General features: G+C 58.1%; 12 protein-coding genes. 4 read left to right on the top strand and 8 right to left on the bottom strand.

The annotated features are described in order from the left end of the window. Positions 1–137: 137 nt before the first annotated feature. From DXC52_RS07045 to uvrA, 5 genes are all read right to left on the bottom strand, one after another. Complete coding sequence (locus tag DXC52_RS07045; RefSeq protein WP_117746690.1) at positions 138–1,751, bottom strand: ABC transporter substrate-binding protein; 1,614 nt, start codon at positions 1,749–1,751, stop codon at positions 138–140. A gap of 365 nt (positions 1,752–2,116) precedes the next feature. Then, positions 2,117–4,057, bottom strand: a complete 1,941-nt coding sequence (gene uvrC, locus DXC52_RS07050; protein ID WP_117746691.1) for an excinuclease ABC subunit UvrC — start codon at positions 4,055–4,057, stop codon at positions 2,117–2,119. Positions 4,058–4,063: 6 nt separating this feature from the next. Next, a complete protein-coding gene (gene murJ / locus DXC52_RS07055; RefSeq protein ID WP_233504901.1) occupies positions 4,064–5,746 on the bottom strand; it encodes a murein biosynthesis integral membrane protein MurJ in 1,683 nt (560 codons plus the stop codon). Between the two features lie 3 nt (positions 5,747–5,749). Next, positions 5,750–6,250, bottom strand: a complete 501-nt coding sequence (gene ybaK, locus DXC52_RS07060) for a Cys-tRNA(Pro) deacylase (protein WP_117746693.1) — start codon at positions 6,248–6,250, stop codon at positions 5,750–5,752. A 132-nt stretch (positions 6,251–6,382) separates the two neighbouring features. Then, a complete protein-coding gene (gene uvrA, locus DXC52_RS07065; protein ID WP_117746694.1) occupies positions 6,383–9,262 on the bottom strand; it encodes an excinuclease ABC subunit UvrA in 2,880 nt (959 codons plus the stop codon). A gap of 193 nt (positions 9,263–9,455) precedes the next feature. Between uvrA and DXC52_RS07070 the strand changes: the two genes are divergently transcribed. From DXC52_RS07070 to DXC52_RS07085, 4 genes are all read left to right on the top strand, one after another. Next, a complete protein-coding gene (locus DXC52_RS07070; protein WP_158554611.1) occupies positions 9,456–11,609 on the top strand; it encodes an LTA synthase family protein in 2,154 nt (717 codons plus the stop codon). Between the two features lie 145 nt (positions 11,610–11,754). Then, the gene (locus DXC52_RS07075; RefSeq protein ID WP_006236172.1) at positions 11,755–12,585 is read left to right on the top strand and encodes an Mrp/NBP35 family ATP-binding protein; all 831 of its coding nucleotides are present in this window, start codon (positions 11,755–11,757) and stop codon (positions 12,583–12,585) included. Further along, positions 12,586–13,857 carry an NAD(P)/FAD-dependent oxidoreductase gene (locus tag DXC52_RS07080; protein ID WP_117746696.1) on the top strand — a complete coding sequence of 424 codons (1,272 nt, stop codon included), beginning with the start codon at positions 12,586–12,588 and terminating at the stop codon, positions 13,855–13,857. 80 nt (positions 13,858–13,937) lie between these two features. After that, entirely contained in the window at positions 13,938–15,578 is a 1,641-nt protein-coding gene (locus DXC52_RS07085) for an NAD(P)/FAD-dependent oxidoreductase (RefSeq protein ID WP_117746697.1), read from the top strand. 65 nt (positions 15,579–15,643) lie between these two features. Here the strand turns inward: DXC52_RS07085 and uvrB are convergent, their stop codons facing one another. From uvrB to coaE, 3 genes are read right to left on the bottom strand one after another with little or no spacing between them, the layout of a single operon-like run. Continuing rightward, the gene (gene uvrB / locus DXC52_RS07090) at positions 15,644–17,884 is read right to left on the bottom strand and encodes an excinuclease ABC subunit UvrB (protein WP_117746698.1); all 2,241 of its coding nucleotides are present in this window, start codon (positions 17,882–17,884) and stop codon (positions 15,644–15,646) included. Between the two features lie 51 nt (positions 17,885–17,935). Further along, positions 17,936–18,517, bottom strand: a complete 582-nt coding sequence (locus DXC52_RS07095; RefSeq protein WP_117746699.1) for a lytic transglycosylase domain-containing protein — start codon at positions 18,515–18,517, stop codon at positions 17,936–17,938. Continuing rightward, on the bottom strand, positions 18,510–19,151 hold the full coding sequence (gene coaE / locus DXC52_RS07100) for a dephospho-CoA kinase (protein ID WP_117746700.1): 642 nt from the start codon (positions 19,149–19,151) through the stop codon (positions 18,510–18,512). The genes DXC52_RS07095 and coaE overlap by 8 nt, the downstream gene beginning before the upstream one ends. Positions 19,152–19,317: the final 166 nt, after the last annotated feature.

Below are 19,317 nucleotides of genomic sequence, written 5' to 3' on the forward strand. Positions count from 1 at the left end.
TCGGTAGGACCAACTGGTATATGAGTACGGATACTCATTACAAGACCCGAGCGACATCGTTGCCGCCCGGGTCTTTGTTTCAACTATGAGGATACGGTCCCAACGGCCGACATCCTGCATACAGACTCAAGCGAGTCTTACGCCTTGACGGTCGCAACGCCCCTGAAGGACATGCTCGTCGTGCCGATGCCCTTGAAGCCATCGAGGGCCTCGCCGTTGGGCGCAGTGGACGGATCGTCCCAGAAAGCGGAGACGGTCTTGACGTGGACAACAGGGTACAGAACGGCGTTGTCGGCAATGATGTCGAAGCACTCGTTCCACTTCTTCTGCTGCTCGTCGCCCTCGGCGGCAAGAGCCTCGTCCATGAGACCGTGGAGCTTCTGCCACTCAGCGGACTCCTTCCACGGGCAACGGGTCTGCATCCAGACGTTGTCGCCGTACCACCAGTTGAGCAGCAGGTCGGGGTCGGCGCCGAAGCAGGAAGGATCGCCAGGGGCAAGGAGGATATCGTAGGCCTCGCCGCCGTCGATGGCAGCGTAGGTGGCCGGCGAGGTATCGGTCTGGATGGTCACATCGAAGCCGAGAGCGTCGAGGTCGTTCTTGACCTGGGCGGCCATGCCCTTAATCTGCTCGTTATCGGTGGTGCGCAGGGTGATGGCACCCGGGGTGATGCCAGACTCCTCGATGAGCTTCTTAGCCTTCTTGGCGTCGGTCTTGTACACCGTGGAAGCCTCATGATAGTTGGTGAAGCTCTTGGGCAGGTAGCAGCTGGCAGCGGTGGCAAGGCCGGCGAAGGTGTTGCTGACCATCTTCTCGGTGTCGAGCGCATACATGACAGCCTGACGGACCTTGACGTTGTTCCAAGGCTCCTTGGCGACGTTGAACATGATGAAGCGGGTGCCGAAACCCTGAACGTTATCGATCTTGCAGCCGGCGCTCTCGAGCTGGTCGACGGCGTCAGCGGTAACGAGCTCCATAACGAGCGTGGAGCCCTCCTGCTGAGCGGTAACGCGAGCGGTGGGGTCGGTCAGGATGCTGTACTGAATCTTCTTATCCTCGGCAGCATACTCACCGTTGTACTCGGGGTTGGGAACCAAGGTGATCTCGGTATCGGAGATAGAGTCGTACATCCAGGGGCCGGAGCCGATCGGCTGCTTGGCGCGATCCTCCTCGGTCTGGGTGGCCGGGGTAACGCGGACGATGGCCAGACGATCCTTGAGCAGGGAGAAGTTGGGGACCTTGGTCTTGACCGTCACGGTGCTGGCGTCCTTGGCCTCGATGGACTCGAAGGGCTGGAAGAACGGAGCATAGGTAGCGGAAGCGGCGCAAGCGGTGTAGGAAGCGACGACATCGTCAGCGGTGACCTCGGTGCCATCGGAGAACTTGGCGCCCTTGCGGATGGTGACCTCGAAAGTGGTGTCGTCCACAGACTTAGGATCGTCGGTGGCGAGCTCGTTGAAGGTGCTGTAGTCGTGGTAATCGATGCCGTAGAGGCCCTCGACGACGTGCCAGTTAGCACCCAGGCCCACAGCGGAGCCGGTGCTGGCGGGATCGAAGCTGGACGGAGCGTAAGCGGAACCAGCGGTGATCACGCCGCCGCCACGGTTGGCGGAATCGGTGGAACCGGAAGCGGAACCCTCGTCGCTGGAGCTGCCACCGCAGCCGGTGAGACCAAGGCCGGCGACAGCAGCGACGCTGCCGGTGAGGCCGAGGAACGAACGCCTGGACATACCCTTGTTGATGATGGCCATGTCTTCTCCTATCAATAGAGAATCTTACTCGGGAGCACCTAGACTTGCCCCCGCGCAACTTGCGGACGATATATACCTTACCTACCGACGAACCCAACTGAGGTGCCGCGCTCGGCGACCGATACATACATACGCTTGAACGGTATTTACTACCGTTCACCGAATTCATTGACAAATGATTCGCCAGACAGTATGTATCGACGAGGTGAGATATCAGTCTTCGTCAACCCGCAGGATAGCAGGGTTGTTCACCATGACTAGTCAAACGTTTTAGCGTTAATAAAACCCGAAACCAGCATGCAATCATGGCGAAATAAATGGTTGAAAATCACGCAATCATGTATATCAGTAGTTTAGGCTCGTGTTTAGCTATCGGAATGGCCAGCCGCCGCCTCGGCGCGCTCGGCATTCCACGCAACGAGCGCCTCGTGGACCGCCTTGGCAACATCGGCAGGTATGCCGCGAACTTCCGCGATCTCTTGCTCGCTCGCCGCGCGCAAACGCTTCATCGAACCAAAATGGCGCATAAGGGCACGTTTTCTGGTGGGTCCCACGCCTGGAACGTCATCGAGTACCGAAACTGTCATGGCTTTATCGCGCAACTCACGATGGAATGTGATTGCAAAACGGTGCGATTCATCGCGCACCTGTTTGATTAGATAGAGCGAAGCAGACCCGGTCGGCAGCACGACGGGAGTCTCGTCCCAAGGCACAAAAACTTCCTCATCGGCCTTTGCCAAGCCACAAACTGGTATATCGAGCCCAAGAGCCTCAAGTTGCTTGATCGCAGCGGTCAATTGCGGCTTACCGCCATCGACAACGAGCAAATCGGGGCGCGAGCCAAAACGCTCGTCGGCCATGCGCTCGGGAGCATAGCGTCGTCCCAAAACCTCGGACATCGACACGAAGTCGTTTGCCTCGTCCAATTCGGCCTGAATTTTAAAACGACGGTACTGGCTCTTGTCGGCGCGCCCGTTGGTAAACACCACCATCGAGGCGACGGTAAAGGTTCCGTGCAGCGTCGAGATATCGAAGCACTCGATACGCATCGGCGGCGCTGGCAGCGCCAGCGCGCTTTCGAGCTCCAGGAGCGCCTGATTGGTGCGGTCGTCAGCGTACCCCGTTCGCATCATGTAGCGCATGAGGGCATGGCGCGCATTTTTGGATGCCATATCGAGCAAACGGTGCTTTTCGCCACGCTGCGGCCTATGGAGATGGCAGGAACGCTCGCGCTTGCCCGCAAGCCATTCCCCCAGCGCCTCCGCATCCTCAAGCTCGACGGAAAGGTTGACCTCAGCTGGAATATCAGCCGTCTCGTCGTAATAGCGCTTAAGAAAGCCCGACTGGAGCTCTTCCTCGTCAACATCAAGACCCTTGTCGAGAATGAACTCGCAGGTGCGAACTGTTCGGCCCTCGCGAACGACGAAGACGCAAGCGGCGGAGATGGTCTCCTCGCGATAGAAGCCGATGACGTCGATATCGACACTCGATGGAAAAACGACCTGTTGGCGATCGTCCAGGCCCCTAATGACATCCAGGCGACGCTTGACGCGCGCCGCGCGCTCAAAGTCGAGTGCCTCGGCGGCCTCCGTCATCTCAGACGTGAGCTCGTCGACGACATCCTTGCGATGGCCTGACAAAAAGCGCTCGACTCGCTTGACGTTTTTGGCATAGTCGGCAGGGGAAATCGCGCCGACGCATGCACCCGGTCCACGACCGACATGGTAGTCAAAGCAGGGTCGCCCGTTTTGCGCGCAAATCATATTGACGATGTCTTCTTCGCCCTTATGGGACTCGACAATGCGGCGGCAGCGGCGCCACTCCGCACAGGATGCCGAGCAAATAGGAATGACCTTGCGCAGCGTATCGATGGTCTCACGCGCAGCACGGCTATCGGTATAGGGGCCAAAATAGCGCGTACCGGGCTTATGGCGCTCGCGCGTGTATTTAATAGCGGGAAACAGGTCGCTCTTGGTAATAGCGATAAAGGGATAGCTCTTATCGTCCTTGAGGTCGACGTTAAAGTATGGATGGTACTGGCCGATCAGGTTGCGCTCGAGCACCAATGCCTCGTGCTCGGTCTCCACCACGATATAGTCGAAGCTCGCCACCAGCTGCATCATGAGCGGAATCTTTTGACGTTCATCTTGCAGCGTTACGTATTGGCGCATGCGGGCGCGCAGGCTTTTCGCCTTACCCACATAGATGACATCGCCCTTGGCATCTTTCCAAAGGTAGCAGCCGGGCTGCGTGGGAACACGCGAAACCTGCTCGGCAAGCGTTGGAATGTTATCGTGACCCGCCACGTTTACCTACTTGCGGCGAAGCAGCGCCGAGACCTCGGGCATCTTAAAGGCAACCGCCAGGCCAAAGGTGACGGCGAGCGAGACGATGCCCGCAACGCAAACATAGCCCAAGGTAATCAGAATCGATCCACCGAGGACCCCGACAAAGTGCTCAAGCGCCCACATGACGGCGGCACCCGCGGCAGCGCCCAGGCCGCCGAGCAAAAGGCCAAAGAAGCCGCCATGCAGAATAGATTTGACCTGAAGACCGTGGAGGCGACGACGCAGCCACCACAGTGAGCAGCCAACCAAAATCACGTAGTCGACGACATACGAAAGCGCGATCGCGGGCATACCGTAGCCCAGCACCACGCCAAACAGCAGCACCGAGCCGGCCTGACCGATAGCGGAATACAGGCAATAGCGGCTATAGGGTTTCATGTCGAGCAGAGCCGAGAAGCTCTTCTGCATCAGCACGACCACGCCGTAGAGCGGCAGGGAGAGCGCCAGATAAATTAGAAACTCGGATACCAGTGCCACGCCGGATTCATCGAACTTGCCAGCGCAGTAAATCATGTTGAGCGGACGAGCAAAGACGATCAGGTACAGCGCAAACGGAATCAGGAAGAAAAGCATCTGGGCGACACCGCGCGAAATGCCCATGCGAACGCTGTCGTAATCCTTCTCCTGGGCATCATGGGACAGCTCGGTGTAGAGCGCCGTCGAAAGCGAGGCGGCAATCAGCGCATAGGGCAGCGTGTACCACAGGCGCGCATAGGCAATAACGGAAGGACCCGTCTCGGGCTGAACCACCAGCGCAGCGGCATTGGTGATGGAGGTCGAGACAAACATGCACACCGTGGCAAGCAGCGTCGGGATACCGAGCGCAATCGTCTGACGCAGCGCAGGATCCTTAAAGTCGATATGGATATGAGGATGAACGCCGTGCTTGCCAAGCGCGGGAATCTGGCAGGCCATCTGGACAAAAACGCCGAGGGTTGTACCAGCCGCAATCAAGATGATGCCGGCATGCTCGCCAAATTGCGCGGACACGGGCGCAAAGCCCATAAAGCTTGCAATGACGATGACGTTGTTAAGGACCGGGGCAAACGTCGACCAGAAGTAGTCGCGGTGCGCGTTGAGGACACCCGAGAACACCGAGCCCAAGCCGTAAAACAGAATCTGGATAGCAAAGAAACGGAACATAAACGCAGCGGTATCCATGCTGCCACCGTCGCCCGAAAGAAACGACTGCGTCCAGATAAAGCCCGGGGCGAACACGGTCCCCAACAACGAAATGCCACCCAGCACCAAAAGCAGAATGCCAAGCAGGTTGCCCACGTACTCGTTCGAGGCCTCGCGACCCTGCTCACGCCTCACGCCCATGTACACGGGCAAAAACGCCGTCACGAGCATGCCGCCCATCACGAGTTCGTAGAGCATATTTGGCAGGTTGTTGGCGACCTGATAGGAGGACGAGAGTAGCGACATGCCGATAGCGGCCGCCATTGCCCACGTGCGGATAAAACCGGTGACGCGAGACACGATGGTCAGGATGGTCATAAGCCCGGCGGAACGACCAACCGTGGAGTAGTCCGACGAGCCCATGTCGTCAGTGTCATCTCGCGACGAAGAAGCTTCGGATGAGGGTGTCTGAGGCGCAGATTCTTCTGCAAAATGAGCTCCGCGCTTCAATTCTTCCTGCGGCATCGCTCAGTCCTCTCTCGTAATCGCGGCAACTGTCGCCCCGCAAAATGCAATTAAATCATCAGGTGCAAGCTCGAGCTGATAACCACGCTTGCCTCCCGAAATAAAAATGGTATCCCAAAGGACACATGTCTCATCAATGAGCGTCCGGTAGCGTTTTTTCATACCGACCGGACTGCAGCCGCCGCGAACGTAGCCAGTCGCCGCAAGCAAATCCTTCACATGCATCATGGCCAAGGACTTCTCCCCCGCGGCACGCGCGGCGGACTTTAGATCGAGCTCGTCGGCAACAGGGATGCAGCACACGACGTGGTCGTTGGACGGCGTCACGCAGACCAAGGTCTTAAATCCTTGACCGGGCTCCTCGCCAAGCTGCTCCGAAATCGCGACCCCCAGGCCCGCCGACTCATCACCATCGTCTTCGTACGTATGTAGAACATAGGAAATGCCGGCGCTTTCCAGCTCGCGCATCGCATTGGTTTTTGGCGTCTTTACAGCCTTTGCCATGGCATATCCTTTCCCTCGCATTCGGACGCAAGGATTAAGTATATGTCCAATTCGGCTGCATACGTCACTTCGACACAGCAAGCGCCATCGAATCACAAGGAGTCGATGGCGCCCATAAACTGAATCGCCTATTTATTGAGCATTAAGTTGAGCCTGACGCTCCCGGTCACGCCTGAGCAACGGCGCCAAAAACTTGCCCGTATAACTCTGCGGACAGTCCGCAACCTGCTCCGGTGTGCCCGAAACCACGACGGTTCCGCCGCCGTTACCGCCCTCGGGGCCCATATCGATCAGGCGGTCGGCAACCTTGATGACATCAAGGTTGTGTTCAATCACCAGCACCGTGTTGCCCGCATCGACCAAGCGCTGCAGCACATCGAGCAGCTGGCGGACGTCCTCAAAATGAAGGCCGGTCGTCGGCTCGTCCAAAATATAGAACGTCTTGCCCGTCTGGCGTCGATGAAGCTCCTTGGCGAGCTTCACACGCTGCGCCTCGCCGCCCGAGAGCGTCGTGGCGGGCTGGCCCAGGCTCACGTAGCCCAAGCCTACATCGTACAGCGTCTGGAGCTTGCGCTTAATCTGCGGGATATTCCCAAAGAAGGCCAGTGCCTCGGTGACGCTCATGTCGAGCACGTCCGAGATGGTCTTACCACGGTAGGTGACCTCAAGCGTCTCGCGGTTATAGCGTTTGCCGCCGCAGACCTCACAGGGGACATAGATATCGGGAAGGAAGTGCATCTCGATCTTAATTTGTCCGTCGCCCTTGCATGCTTCGCAGCGACCGCCGCTCACGTTAAAGGAGAAACGTCCCGGCGAGTAGCCACGCGCCTTCGACTCCGGCGTACTCGCAAACAGCGCGCGAAGATCATCCCACAGGCCAATGTACGTAGCAGGGTTGGAACGCGGCGTGCGGCCAATCGGCGACTGGTCGATGTCGATCACCTTATCGATGCACTCGATACCCTCGAGCTTTTTGTACGGGCCCACAGGACGCGTCGAACGGTGAATGGCATTCGTAAGCGCAGGCGCAATGGTGTCGGTAACCAGGGAGCTCTTGCCCGATCCCGACACGCCGGTAACAACCGTAAGCGTACCAAACTCGATCTTGGCGGTAACGTTTTTGAGGTTGTTGGCGCGGGCGCCCGTGATCTTAAGGCAGCCGCGACCGGGCTTGCGGCGTTCATCGGGAACCCGAATCATTCGCTTGCCGGTCAGGTAGGCACCCGTCATCGAATCGGGGCACGCCATGATATCGGCAGGCGTTCCCGCGGCGACCACGTGTCCGCCGTTCACGCCCGCACCGGGGCCCATGTCGATCACATAGTCGGCAGCACGAATCGTATCCTCATCATGCTCGACGACGATGACGGTATTGCCGATATCGCGTAGGCGCTCAAGCGTCTTGATCAGGCGCTCGTTATCGCGCTGATGGAGGCCGATCGACGGCTCGTCCAAAATGTACAGCACACCCATGAGGCCGGCGCCGATCTGCGTTGCCAGGCGAATGCGCTGGGCCTCGCCTCCGGAAAGCGTCGCCGAGGCACGGTCGAGGGTCAGATAGTCGAGTCCGACATCGACCAGAAAGCGCAGGCGCTCCAGGATTTCCTTAACGATGCGCCCGCCGATAAATTGTTGGCGCTCGGTAAGCTCCAAGCCCTCAAAAAACTCGAGCGACTCGCGGCACGATAGGCAGCAGACCTCGTAAATGGACTTACCGCCTACGGTAACGGCGAGCATCTCGGGGCGCAGACGAGCACCATGGCAACTCGAGCACGGCTCCTCGCGGATGTACTTCTCCAAGCGCGCCTTGGTGTTCTCATTCGTCGTCTCGGTATAGCGCTCGTACAGGATATTGCGCACGCCCGAGAACTTGGTGTCCCACTGGCTGCGGCGCCCATCGAGCTTTTGATAGTCGACCGAAATCTTCTGGTCGCCCATGCCGTCTAAAAACGCGCGACGCACCCGCGGAGGCAGATCCTCCCACGGCGTATCGACGCTCACCTTGAAGTGCTTACAAACCGCAGCGAAAATCTGCGGATAGTAGTTAGAGTTGCCAAACAGGCTGCCAAAGACCCCGTCGGCGATCGACTTCGAGGGGTCTTCGATTAGGGCCTCGGCATCGACCGTCTTCTTAAAACCCAGGCCATCGCACTCGGGGCACGCGCCATAGGGCGCGTTGAACGAGAAATCGCGCGGCTGCAGGTCATCGATGGAGTGTCCATGCTCCGGGCACGCTAACGCCAGCGAATACTCCAGCAACTCGCCTTCGGTCCCCTCGGGAGCGTCGCGGTCGGGCAGCAAGTATACGTTCACATTGCCGTGCGCCAGCGCAGTCGCCTGTTCAACGGACTCGGCGATACGGCCCAGCGAGTTCTCGCGAATCACGATGCGATCGACCACGACCTCGATATCGTGCTTGAACTTCTTGTCCAGATCGATCGGATCGTCGAGCGAGCGCACTTCACCGTCGACACGCACGCGGCTAAAGCCCTCGGCGCGAAGGTCCTCAAACAGTTTGGTGTACTCGCCTTTTCGCCCGCGTACCACCGGTGCCAGCACAAACGCGCGGCGGCCCTCCCCCGCCGCCAAGACCTTGTCGGCAACCTGATCGGTCGTCTGACGCTCAATGACACGGCCGCATTCGGGACAGTGCGGGGTGCCCACACGGGCGAACAGCAGGCGCAGATAGTCATAAATCTCGGTTACGGTGCCAACCGTCGAGCGCGGGTTCTTGGATGTCGTCTTTTGATCAATTGAGACAGCCGGCGAAAGGCCGTCGATTGAATCCAAGTCGGGTTTGTCCATCTGGCCCAAGAACTGGCGCGCATAACTCGAAAGGCTCTCGACGTATCGACGCTGGCCCTCGGCATAGATAGTGTCGAATGCCAGCGAACTCTTGCCCGAGCCAGAAAGACCGGTAATGACCACGAGTTGGTCACGCGGAATGGAAACATCGATATCACGGAGGTTGTGCTCACGAGCGCCGCGAATAACGATAGAAGAATCAGACATGGAAGCTCCTTGCCTCCTATTGCATCGAACCATACTGCCGATGAGTTTAGCGCACTCGACGCGCACAGATGTTCGTAATACAAGATTCGCAGACCTTTAGCTTTGCGTATCGGGCGCTTTGTTTCTCGAAATGCCGTGGAAAGGTTACAGTAATCTAATACTGAACTTAATTTGCTGTACCAGAGGAACGTCCATGACCGAAGATATCCCCCTTGAAATCACTTCGAGCGACATGGCCAATCTGCCCATATTCATCGCCGTCCTTATCGTAGCCGCCGTCGTCGTGCGCGTGTATTTTTCAATCAAACGCAACGAAAAGCCACCCATTGCCCGCGTCTTTTGGTGCGCGACGCTCCTCATCCCGCTCGGCGTGGTAGCTGCATGGGTTACGAATCAATTGCTCGTAAATGAGGGCAGCTCCCTATGGGTCCTTTCTTATTCGGCGCTCGGTGCTGCCGCCGTCATGCTTCTTGTCGAGCCCTTGGTTTCGGGACTTATCGACCAAACCGACCTTGCGACGGGAACAGTTGCCTGTATTTGCCGTGACATCCTTGTCATCGCCGCTGTTTCAGCGCTCTCGTTCGTTTCACTCGAAATTGCCTGCAACGAAACGTTCTATCGCATTCCCGCCAACTCATTCGGGTTTTCCGTCGGGCTGCTCGCGACGGTTCTGCTCTCCCTTTATTTGCTGGGACAGCGTCATGGAGGCGTCATGGCCCTCGTGCCCGTCGTCTGTTGCATCCTTGGCATTGCCGAGCACTTCGTCATAACGTTTAAAGGCGAAGCCATCCTGCCAAGCGATATCTTGGCCCTTGGCACCGCAATGGAAGTGAGCGAGGGATACGAGTTTACCTTTACCGCCGGAATCGTAACCTCTCTCGCCCTGCTGGAGATTTCCCTGGGGCTTCTTTCGCTCATCCGACCGCGAAAGCTCCGTACGCCCACCCATGTCTTCCCCGCTATCGCCGCTAACCTCTGTGCTTTTCTGCTAGTGACCATTGTGGGGCTCTCAGGCTTTTCCAACATCGACTTGGAGCAGGCGCTGGATTTTGGATTTGACCGTTGGCAGCCCATCACCACGTATGCGTCTCAGGGTTTTATCACTTCGTTCACCGAAATGGTCAACGAGTTGCCCATTGAGAAGCCCGAAGACTATACGCCCGATGAGGCGCAGAGCATCGAGCAGGAGCTCGCCGCCGTCTACGACAGCACATATGGCTCGAGCGAACAGCGCGCGGCGGCCGTTGCCCAGTTCAATGAAATCAAGCCGACGATTGTTGCCGTCATGAACGAGAGTTTTAGCGACCTTTCGTGCTTTGAGCAGCTCCAGACGGCCGGGTACACCGGCCCCGCATTCTACAACTCGCTTCCCGACACACTTGTTCGCGGCACCATGCTCGCTTCGGTCGCCGGTGGCGGAACGGCGAACTCCGAATTCGAATTTTTGACCGGAGCGACAACGGCCTTTGTCGGATTAGGCAAAATTCCCTATCAGCTGTATCAGATGAATGGCGTCAACAGCCTGGCAAAGGACCTTAAAGAGCTTGGGTATACCGCTACCGCTATGCACCCGCAAAACCCCGTCAACTACCATCGCGATAAAATCTATCAGCAGCTTGGCTTTGGAGACTTTCTTTCAATCGGCGATTTCGAAGGTGCGCCCTATTACCATGCCGGCGTATGCGACTACGCCACCTACGACAAGATACTCGACCTGCTTAGAACCGACGAAGCGCCGCAGTTCATCTTTGACGTCACGATGCAAAATCACGGCGGCTACGACTATGGCACCGTTCCCGCCGAAGAGCTGACAAACTATTGGGTCGAGGGAGCCAGCGAGGGTGCCAACAGCGCGCTCAACACCTATCTCACCTGCATCAACGCATCCGACCGGGACCTCGAGTACTTTATCAACGAGCTCCGCAATATCGGCAGACCGGTTGTTCTTGTCTTTTTTGGCGACCATCAGCCGAGCGCCGCAACGACCCTCAACGACGAGCTGTACCCTCAGGAAGATACGGCAAGCCACGCTTTCCGTATCTATCAGTCGACATATCTCGTCTGGGCTAACTATGAGATCGCCGGCAATACCGAGCTCAACGTCTACGACACCGTCGGGGCAAACGAGATTGCAGCCATTACCCTTAATAAGATCGGCGCCCCGCTCACCAATTACCAAAAGGCCCTGCTTGCGACAAGGTCAGATGTGCCCACCATCAATGTCGCCGGCTATCTCGGTGCCGACGGGCTGCGCTACGACTTGGAATCGGAGGACAGCCCCTACGCCTCGACGATCGACAAGCTGCAGCGCATGCAATACCTCGAGTTCGCCAGCAAAGTTCAGTAAGCCCGCCCATTCGCTTGGGCCCATCGTATTGCAAGCACGCTCGGCCCAAACGCATCGCAAATGACTCCCGCTCGCAAACGAGGGTACAATGACGCTCGTGTCACATCGCGGGGCCCCGGCCCCAGCATATACAAAGGAGTCATACATGGGTTGCGAACACGCACAGGCCGCCGGCGGACAAACGTCGCCGTCGCAATTTGAGGAGAACACGCTGTCCGAGGTCAAACGCGTCATCGCCGTGCTTTCCGGCAAGGGCGGTGTCGGCAAGTCGTTTGTCACCGGTGCCATCGCCACCGAGCTTGCCCGTCACGGCCACAAGGTCGGCGTCCTCGATGCCGACATCACCGGTCCCTCTATCCCCAAGATGTTCGGCATGAGCGGACGCCACGTCCATGCCCTTGGCAACCTCATGCTGCCCGAAATCTCCGAGCACGGCGTCAAGGTCATGAGCTCCAACCTTCTGCTCCAAAACGAGACCGACCCCGTCCTTTGGCGCGGTCCGGTCATCGCAGGCGCCATTAGGCAGTTCTGGAGCGAGACCTCGTGGGGCCCCATCGACTACCTGCTGGTCGACATGCCTCCGGGAACAGGCGACGTCGCGCTCACCGTCTTCCAGTCGCTGCCCGTCGACGGCATCGTCATCGTCACGAGCCCGCAGGACCTGGTCTCGATGATCGTCGCCAAGGCGGTCAACATGGCCGAGAAGATGAACGTCCCCATTCTGGGCATCGTCGAGAACATGAGCTATATCGAGTGCCCCGACTGCGGCAAGAAGATCGAGGTCTTTGGCAAAAGCAAGCTCCCCGAGGTCGCAGAGCGCTATAACCTCGACATCTTGGGCACGCTTCCCATTAATCCGGCACTCGCCGAGGCCTGCGATAAGGGCGAGGTTGAGACCGCGCTGCCCGATGGCATGTTGCCCAAGGCAGTCTCTGCCGTCGAGGCTATTACCCCGCACGAGACCGACGAGGCCTAAGTGAACACGAGCGCCTTCTATGACGTCCTGGTAATCGGCGGCGGGGCTTCAGGCCTCGCCGCCGCCATTACGGCCGCACGTGCTGGCAAAAGCGTCTGCATCGTTGAGCGCGATGTCGCCTGCGGCCTAAAGCTCCTTGCGACCGGTAACGGCCGCTGCAACCTCTCCAACGAATCGATTGATCCTCAGCAGTATAACCACCCCGCATTCGTCGAATCTGTCATGGGCCCCCAACCCGAACAAGAGCTTATGGGTTTCTTCTCCTCGCTGGGCATCATGACAACCTCCGAGGAAGGCCGGCTATACCCGCGCTCCCTTCGCGCAGAATCGGTGCGCGACGCGCTTCTCAACGTTTGCGACCGCCTAGGTATTACCTTAATCTGCGGAGCCAACGTTGCCTCGGCGCACAAAGCTTCCGAAGGCTGGACACTCCAAATAGACCGTCCAGCGCGGGCGCTCAAGGCAAAAAAGCACGACGACCGAAAAACGGAGCTCCGCTCGCTTCGGAAAGCGCTCGCCGATGTCCCTCGCAAGAACGAGGCCCTGGAGGCACATGCCGTAATTATCGCCACGGGTGGCAACCCCACCGGTATCGCCGATACGTTTAGCCTCCCCCTCACTTCGCTGCGCCCCATCCTCTGCCCCGTATCGGCAACGGTCGTCGGCGATCGGGCGGCACTCAAGACGTTGGACGGCCTGCGCGTCCGCGCCCGCTTGACGCTCGCCCGCAATCATAATGAGCTCTGGCACGAAGACGGTGAAGTCCTGTTTCGAGCCTTCGGCATCTCGGGCGTCGCTGTCTTCAACCTCTCCCGTCGTATCCAGCGCGGTGATACGATCCTGCTCGACATTTTCCCCGACCTCTCCAAAGACGAGCTGCTCGATATGCTCAACCGGCGCGTTGAGCTGCTCGGCGGCTTTTCGCCCCGCGATCTCCGTTGGCTCGACGGCATGCTCGCCCCGCAACTCTCCCGCGTCGTCTGCACGGCGTTCGAGCAGTGCCATCCAGGCTCCAACGATGTCATCCACCTGGTCTCGATCCTCAAGCACTTTAAGTTGCTCGTTGAGGGAACAGCCGAGGAGCGCTCGGCACAGGTCACGCGTGGTGGCGTATCTGTCGAGAGTATCTCAACACCCAGTCTACGCGCGCGCAGCGTTGTCGACGCCCCGCTTTACGTCTGCGGCGAAGCGCTCGACATCGACGCCGATTGCGGAGGCTTTAACCTTGCGTGGGCATGGCTCTCGGGCATTCGCGCTGCAAGCAGCCTGTAGCCGCGCAGTCTATAATCAAAAACGCATTCGGGCCGTCTGGGATACCGGACGGCCTCTTTCTTGCCTCTAAGGAGACCTCGATGATCGAAATCACCCAAGTCAACGCTTCGCTCGATGAAGCCGGCGATGAAAATGCCTGCCTCATTGTTGGCAAGCGAGTCGCCAAGCGCGTCCTACGTTGCAAAGACTCCGAGATCAAGTCCATCGAGCTCCACCGCAAGTCAATCGACGCTCGCAAAAAACGAGACGTCCATTTTATCCTGAGCTTTCGTGTTGAGCTGACCAGTCCCCACCTCGAGCGAGAAGCGGTCGACAGCGTTTCCGAACGTGACCGCTCGCTCGTACGCGCGATAGAAGACGATGAGCCTTCATTCCCCTCCCCCATTTCCGACGCATCCAAAGAGCGCCCCGTCGTTGTCGGCGCCGGATGCGCCGGCCTTTTCGCTGCGCTCACGCTCGCCGAAGCAGGTCTTAAGCCCTTGCTTATCGAGCGCGGCGACCCGGCATTTCGCCGCTCGCAGGCGATCGACCTCTTTCTAAAGGAGCGCATCCTCGACCCCGAGAGCAATATTCAGTTTGGTCTGGGCGGCGCGGGGACCTTCTCGGACGGCAAGCTCAATACGGGAACAAAAAATCCCGCCCATCGCCTTATCCTCGAAACCTTCGTCGAGGCGGGTGCGCCCCGCGATATTCTGTGGGATGCCAAGCCGCACATTGGCTCCGACATCCTTCCCAAGGTTGTCACCGCTATATCCCAGCGCACCGAGCAGCTCGGAGGTGTCGTCCGTTATCGAACGAAGCTCGTCGACATTCGCACCGACGCGTCTGGCGCCATCACCGGTATCGATGTCCAATCGTCCCAAGACGCCGCTTACGAGCCAATCGAAACAAAGCACCTCATCCTCGCCTGTGGGCATTCTGCTCGCGATATTTTTGAGCTCCTTAAGGACCACAACGTGGCCCTCGCACAAAAGACCTTTGCCATGGGCGTTCGCATCGAGCATCCGCAGTGCGACATCGACCGAGCCCAATATGGAGCCTTGGCGGGACATCCTGCCCTCGGAGCAGCCCCCTACAAGCTCGTCGCCCATCTTCCCAACGGCCGCAGCGTGTTCTCGTTTTGCATGTGCCCCGGCGGGCAGGTTGTCGCCGCCTCTTCCGAGCAGGGCCACCTGTGCGTCAACGGCGCCAGCCTCAATGCCCGCGACGGACGCAACGCAAACGCCGCCCTGCTCGTTAACGTCACGCCTGAGGACCTTCCCAACGATGACCCGCTCGCCGGCATCGAGCTCCAGCGCGCCTGCGAGGCGGCCGCCTATCGCCTGGGCGGTTCCAACTGGAACGCACCGGCACAACTCGTCGGAGATTTCCTCGCAGGACGCGCCAGCAAGGCGCCCGGAAAGGTAAAGCCCACCTATCCGCTCGGTGTGACCTGGACGACAATTGACGAAGCCCTGCCGCAGCATATCGTCGAGTCGCTCCGCCTGGGACTTCCCCTACTCGGAAAAAAGCTACGAGGCTACGACCGTCCCGATGCCGTTCTTACCGGCGTGGAGACTCGTTCGAGCTCACCGGTCACTGTCACCCGAGACCGAACGTGCCATGCCGTGTCGACCCCGGGCCTCTACCCTTGTGGTGAGGGAGCTGGATATGCCGGCGGCATCATGAGCGCGGCCACCGACGGCATCCGTTGTGCCGAAGCCCTGATCGCGGACCTCTAACGCACGAATTCCAGCGCGCAAAAGACACAGGCCCCGAGCTCCACAGGGAACTCGGGGCCTGTTCGCTATTTCTTAAACCGTGCACCCTGGCGTTTTCTGCCCGATGCGAACGTGGAACCCTTGCGGGCCTGCGAGCGTAAGCGCTCGATCGTCTCGTCCTCAGACGCACCCTCGAGCATCGCCCGAATCTGAACGACGGCATCGCGCAGGCGCGCCGCCTCCTCAAAGTCCATAGCGGCAGAAGCGTTACGCATATCCTCTTCCATGGTTTCGACGATCCGCACAAGCTCGTCATGCGGCAGTTCTTCCAACTGCTCCGCAAGTGTCTGCTCGGGCGCCACCGTTTCCGGCACACCGCCCTCGCCCGACTCATCGGGCGTATAGAATGCGCCATGGCCAAGAGAGTCGCCCTTCGAGCGTCCCTTGGAGCCCACAGTTTTTTCGGCCTCGGCAATAAAACTTGAGATGTCGTTGATGGCCTTGCGCACTGTCTTGGGCACAATGCCATGTTCTTCGTTATATGCCATCTGAATCTCGCGACGGCGCTGCGTCTCCTCGATGGCCTCTTTCATCGAATCGGTCACAACGTCTGCATACATGATGACTTCACCATCGGCGTTACGGGCCGCACGGCCAATCGTCTGAATCAGCGAACGGCGGTTGCGCAAGAAGCCTTCCTTATCGGCATCGAGAATTGCCACCAGTGAGACCTCGGGGAGATCCAAGCCCTCGCGAAGCAGGTTGATGCCAACGAGAACATCGATCTTGCCCTCGCGCAGCGTTCGCAGGATCTCGACACGGTCCATTGTCGCCGTATCAGAGTGCATGTAATTGACCTTAATGCCTGCGTCGAGCAGATGGTCGGTCAGGTCCTCGGCCATGCGCTTGGTCAACGTGGTCACCAGCACGCGCTCCTTGCGGGCAACGCGCTCGCGAATCTCGTCCTCAAGATCGTCAATCTGGCCGCGAACTGGACGCACGTCAATCTTGGGGTCGAGCAGGCCAGTCGGACGAATAATCTGCTCCACATCGTTTTGGCTCACCCGCAGCTCGTAGTCGCCCGGCGTGGCCGAAACATAGATAAACTGGGGTATCCTTGCCTCAAACTCATCGAAACGAAGCGGGCGGTTATCGAGCGCCGAGGGCAGGCGAAAACCGTGTTCCACCAGCGTCACCTTACGCGAGCGGTCACCTTCGTGCATGCCGCGAATCTGCGGCACCGTCACATGGCTCTCATCGATGATGCAGAGCATATCCTTGGGAAAGTAATCGATTAGGGTAAACGGCGGCTCACCCGGCTTGCGACCGTCCAGATGACGCGAGTAGTTCTCGATGCCGTTGCAAAAGCCCATCGTCTCGAGCATCTCAAGATCATAATCGGTGCGCTGCTGCAGACGCTGCGCCTCGAGCAACTTGTCGGTCGCCTTGAGCTCCGCCACGCGCTTCTCGCACTCTTCGCTGATCGATTTCAGAGCCGCCTTGACCTTCGGCTTCTCGGTCACGTAGTGCGATGCCGGCCATACAGGGATGGCCTCGTACTCACGAAGCATCTCACCGGTGACCTCATCGATCTCGGCAATCAGCTCGACCTCGTCGCCAAAGAACTCAAACCGCAACGGATGCTCGGCATAAGGCGGATACACGTCGACAACATCGCCGCGCACGCGGAACGTGCCGCGTGCCAGGTCATAGTCATTGCGATCATATTGAATGTCGATAAGTGCATGGATAAAGTCATCGCGCTCGAGCGGCACCTTCTTGTCGACGTTTGGAGCCAGACCTGCATAGTCCTCAGGAGAGCCAATGCCATAGATACACGAGACCGATGCGACAACGATCACATCGCGTCGAGAGAGCAGCGATGCGGTCGCCTGATGTCGCAGCATCTCAACCTCTTCGTTAATCGAGGAGTCTTTCTCGATATATGTATCGCTTTGCGGCACATACGCCTCGGGCTGATAGTAGTCGTAGTACGAGACGAAGTAGACCACAGCGTTGTTGGGAAAGAACTCTTTGAGCTCGCTCGCAAGCTGAGCGGCGAGCGTTTTATTCGGAGCCATGACCAGCGTCGGCTTTCCCAGGGCCTCAATAGTCTTTGCCATCGTGAAGGTCTTGCCCGAACCAGTCACGCCCAGCAAAACCTGATAGCGGTCTCCGTCCCTCACGCCCCGCACAAGTGACTCAATGGCCTTAGGCTGGGAACCAGCGGGCTCGTATGGAGACACGACCTTAAACGGCACATCAGCGCCCTCAACGCCAAAGCGCTTAAGTTCACCACCAACGCGTTCTACTTCAAATTCCGCCATGGATACTCCTAACTCGTACATCTGCAGTATACGCAGGCGGTGGGCTTAGTCCTATACGAACCGATCGGGATAGAGAGTCTTATATCGAACCCAGGCATTATTGACGCGAATCAGATAAGCCTGAGTTTCAGGGAAGGTAATCGCATTATGGAGTGACGTGTTCTGCTGCGCCCATCCGTCGACATTGCCCATACCGGCGTTATAGGCGGCGATGGCACTATCCGTCGACCCGTTGAAATAGGCGAGAAGATACGAGAGGTATGCGCAGCCAAACTCGATATTCGTAGCCGGATCGTTAAGATTGTCGACCGAATACTCCCCTCCGTCGACAAGGCCCTTGGCGATCATGTCCTGGGCAGTCTCGGGCATCAGCTGCATCAATCCCTGAGCACCCTGATTCGACTCGGCCTCGGGATCCCAATTCGATTCCGACTTAATGACAGCGCACACCAGATACGGATCCAGATTATGCGAAATACTGGATTGCTTTACATACGCCTCGTAGTCAATCGGATACAGCGGCTTAAAGAAAGCGGCAGGAGCACACGAGTAGACGAGCGAAATAAGGCCGAAGACGAACACAACGGCAAGTGGCGCCACGCGATACCACGTAAAGAAACGTGCCTTAGGCATCGGCCTCCTCCTTATCCGGAGTATCTATAAACCCGTGGCATGCAAGCCATGAGTCAAGCTGCTCAAAGAGCGAATTATCGGCTGCCGAATTATCAATCACCGTTGTAGCGAGATTGCACAGCGCAGACTCATCGGGCTGGCAAGCAGAACGGGCATCGAAATCAGATGGCTCCATGCCACGTTGAATAGCGCGCTCGCGACGAACTGACAAAGGGGCGCTAATGACCAGAATTTCATCAGCCAAGCCAAATGCATCCTCAAAACCAGTCGGAGCTGAAACCTCGACCACCGCAAAGGGATAACGGGGAGATGAAACCGTACAACAAACCGGATCGAGAATCCTAAGCGAAAGCTGTTCAATCAGAACGGGATGCACGATGCCATTGAGCCGTGCGACCGAATCAGGAGAAGCGAAAGCTCGAGAAGCGAGGATACTGCGGCGAATGCCGCCTTCCTCATCCAAAATGTCCCAACCGAATTCATCCGCGAGAGCATTGACGATATCAGAGCCCGGCACATACAGCGATTTTGCAAGCTCATCCAGATCGATAAGCATAGCGCCACGAGATTCGAAATAGCGGCAGGCAGTCGACTTACCCGAAGCAATATTGCCCAAGACAAATACGGTAAACATCAAGCCCTCCCTAACGCCAATGCGAGTAATTATCGCTCAAATAAACTAGATGGACTCAAAAAACAGCCAAACAGTAAGAGCGCATACGGGGAAGCTAGGTCCCAAAGCACAACATGTATATAACGCAAAAAGGGGGAGGCCGCGAGGCCTCCCCCTTCTAAGTTCA

Origin of the sequence: Collinsella sp. TF05-9AC (assembly GCF_003438495.1) — a bacterium.
Lineage (GTDB): Bacteria > Actinomycetota > Coriobacteriia > Coriobacteriales > Coriobacteriaceae > Collinsella.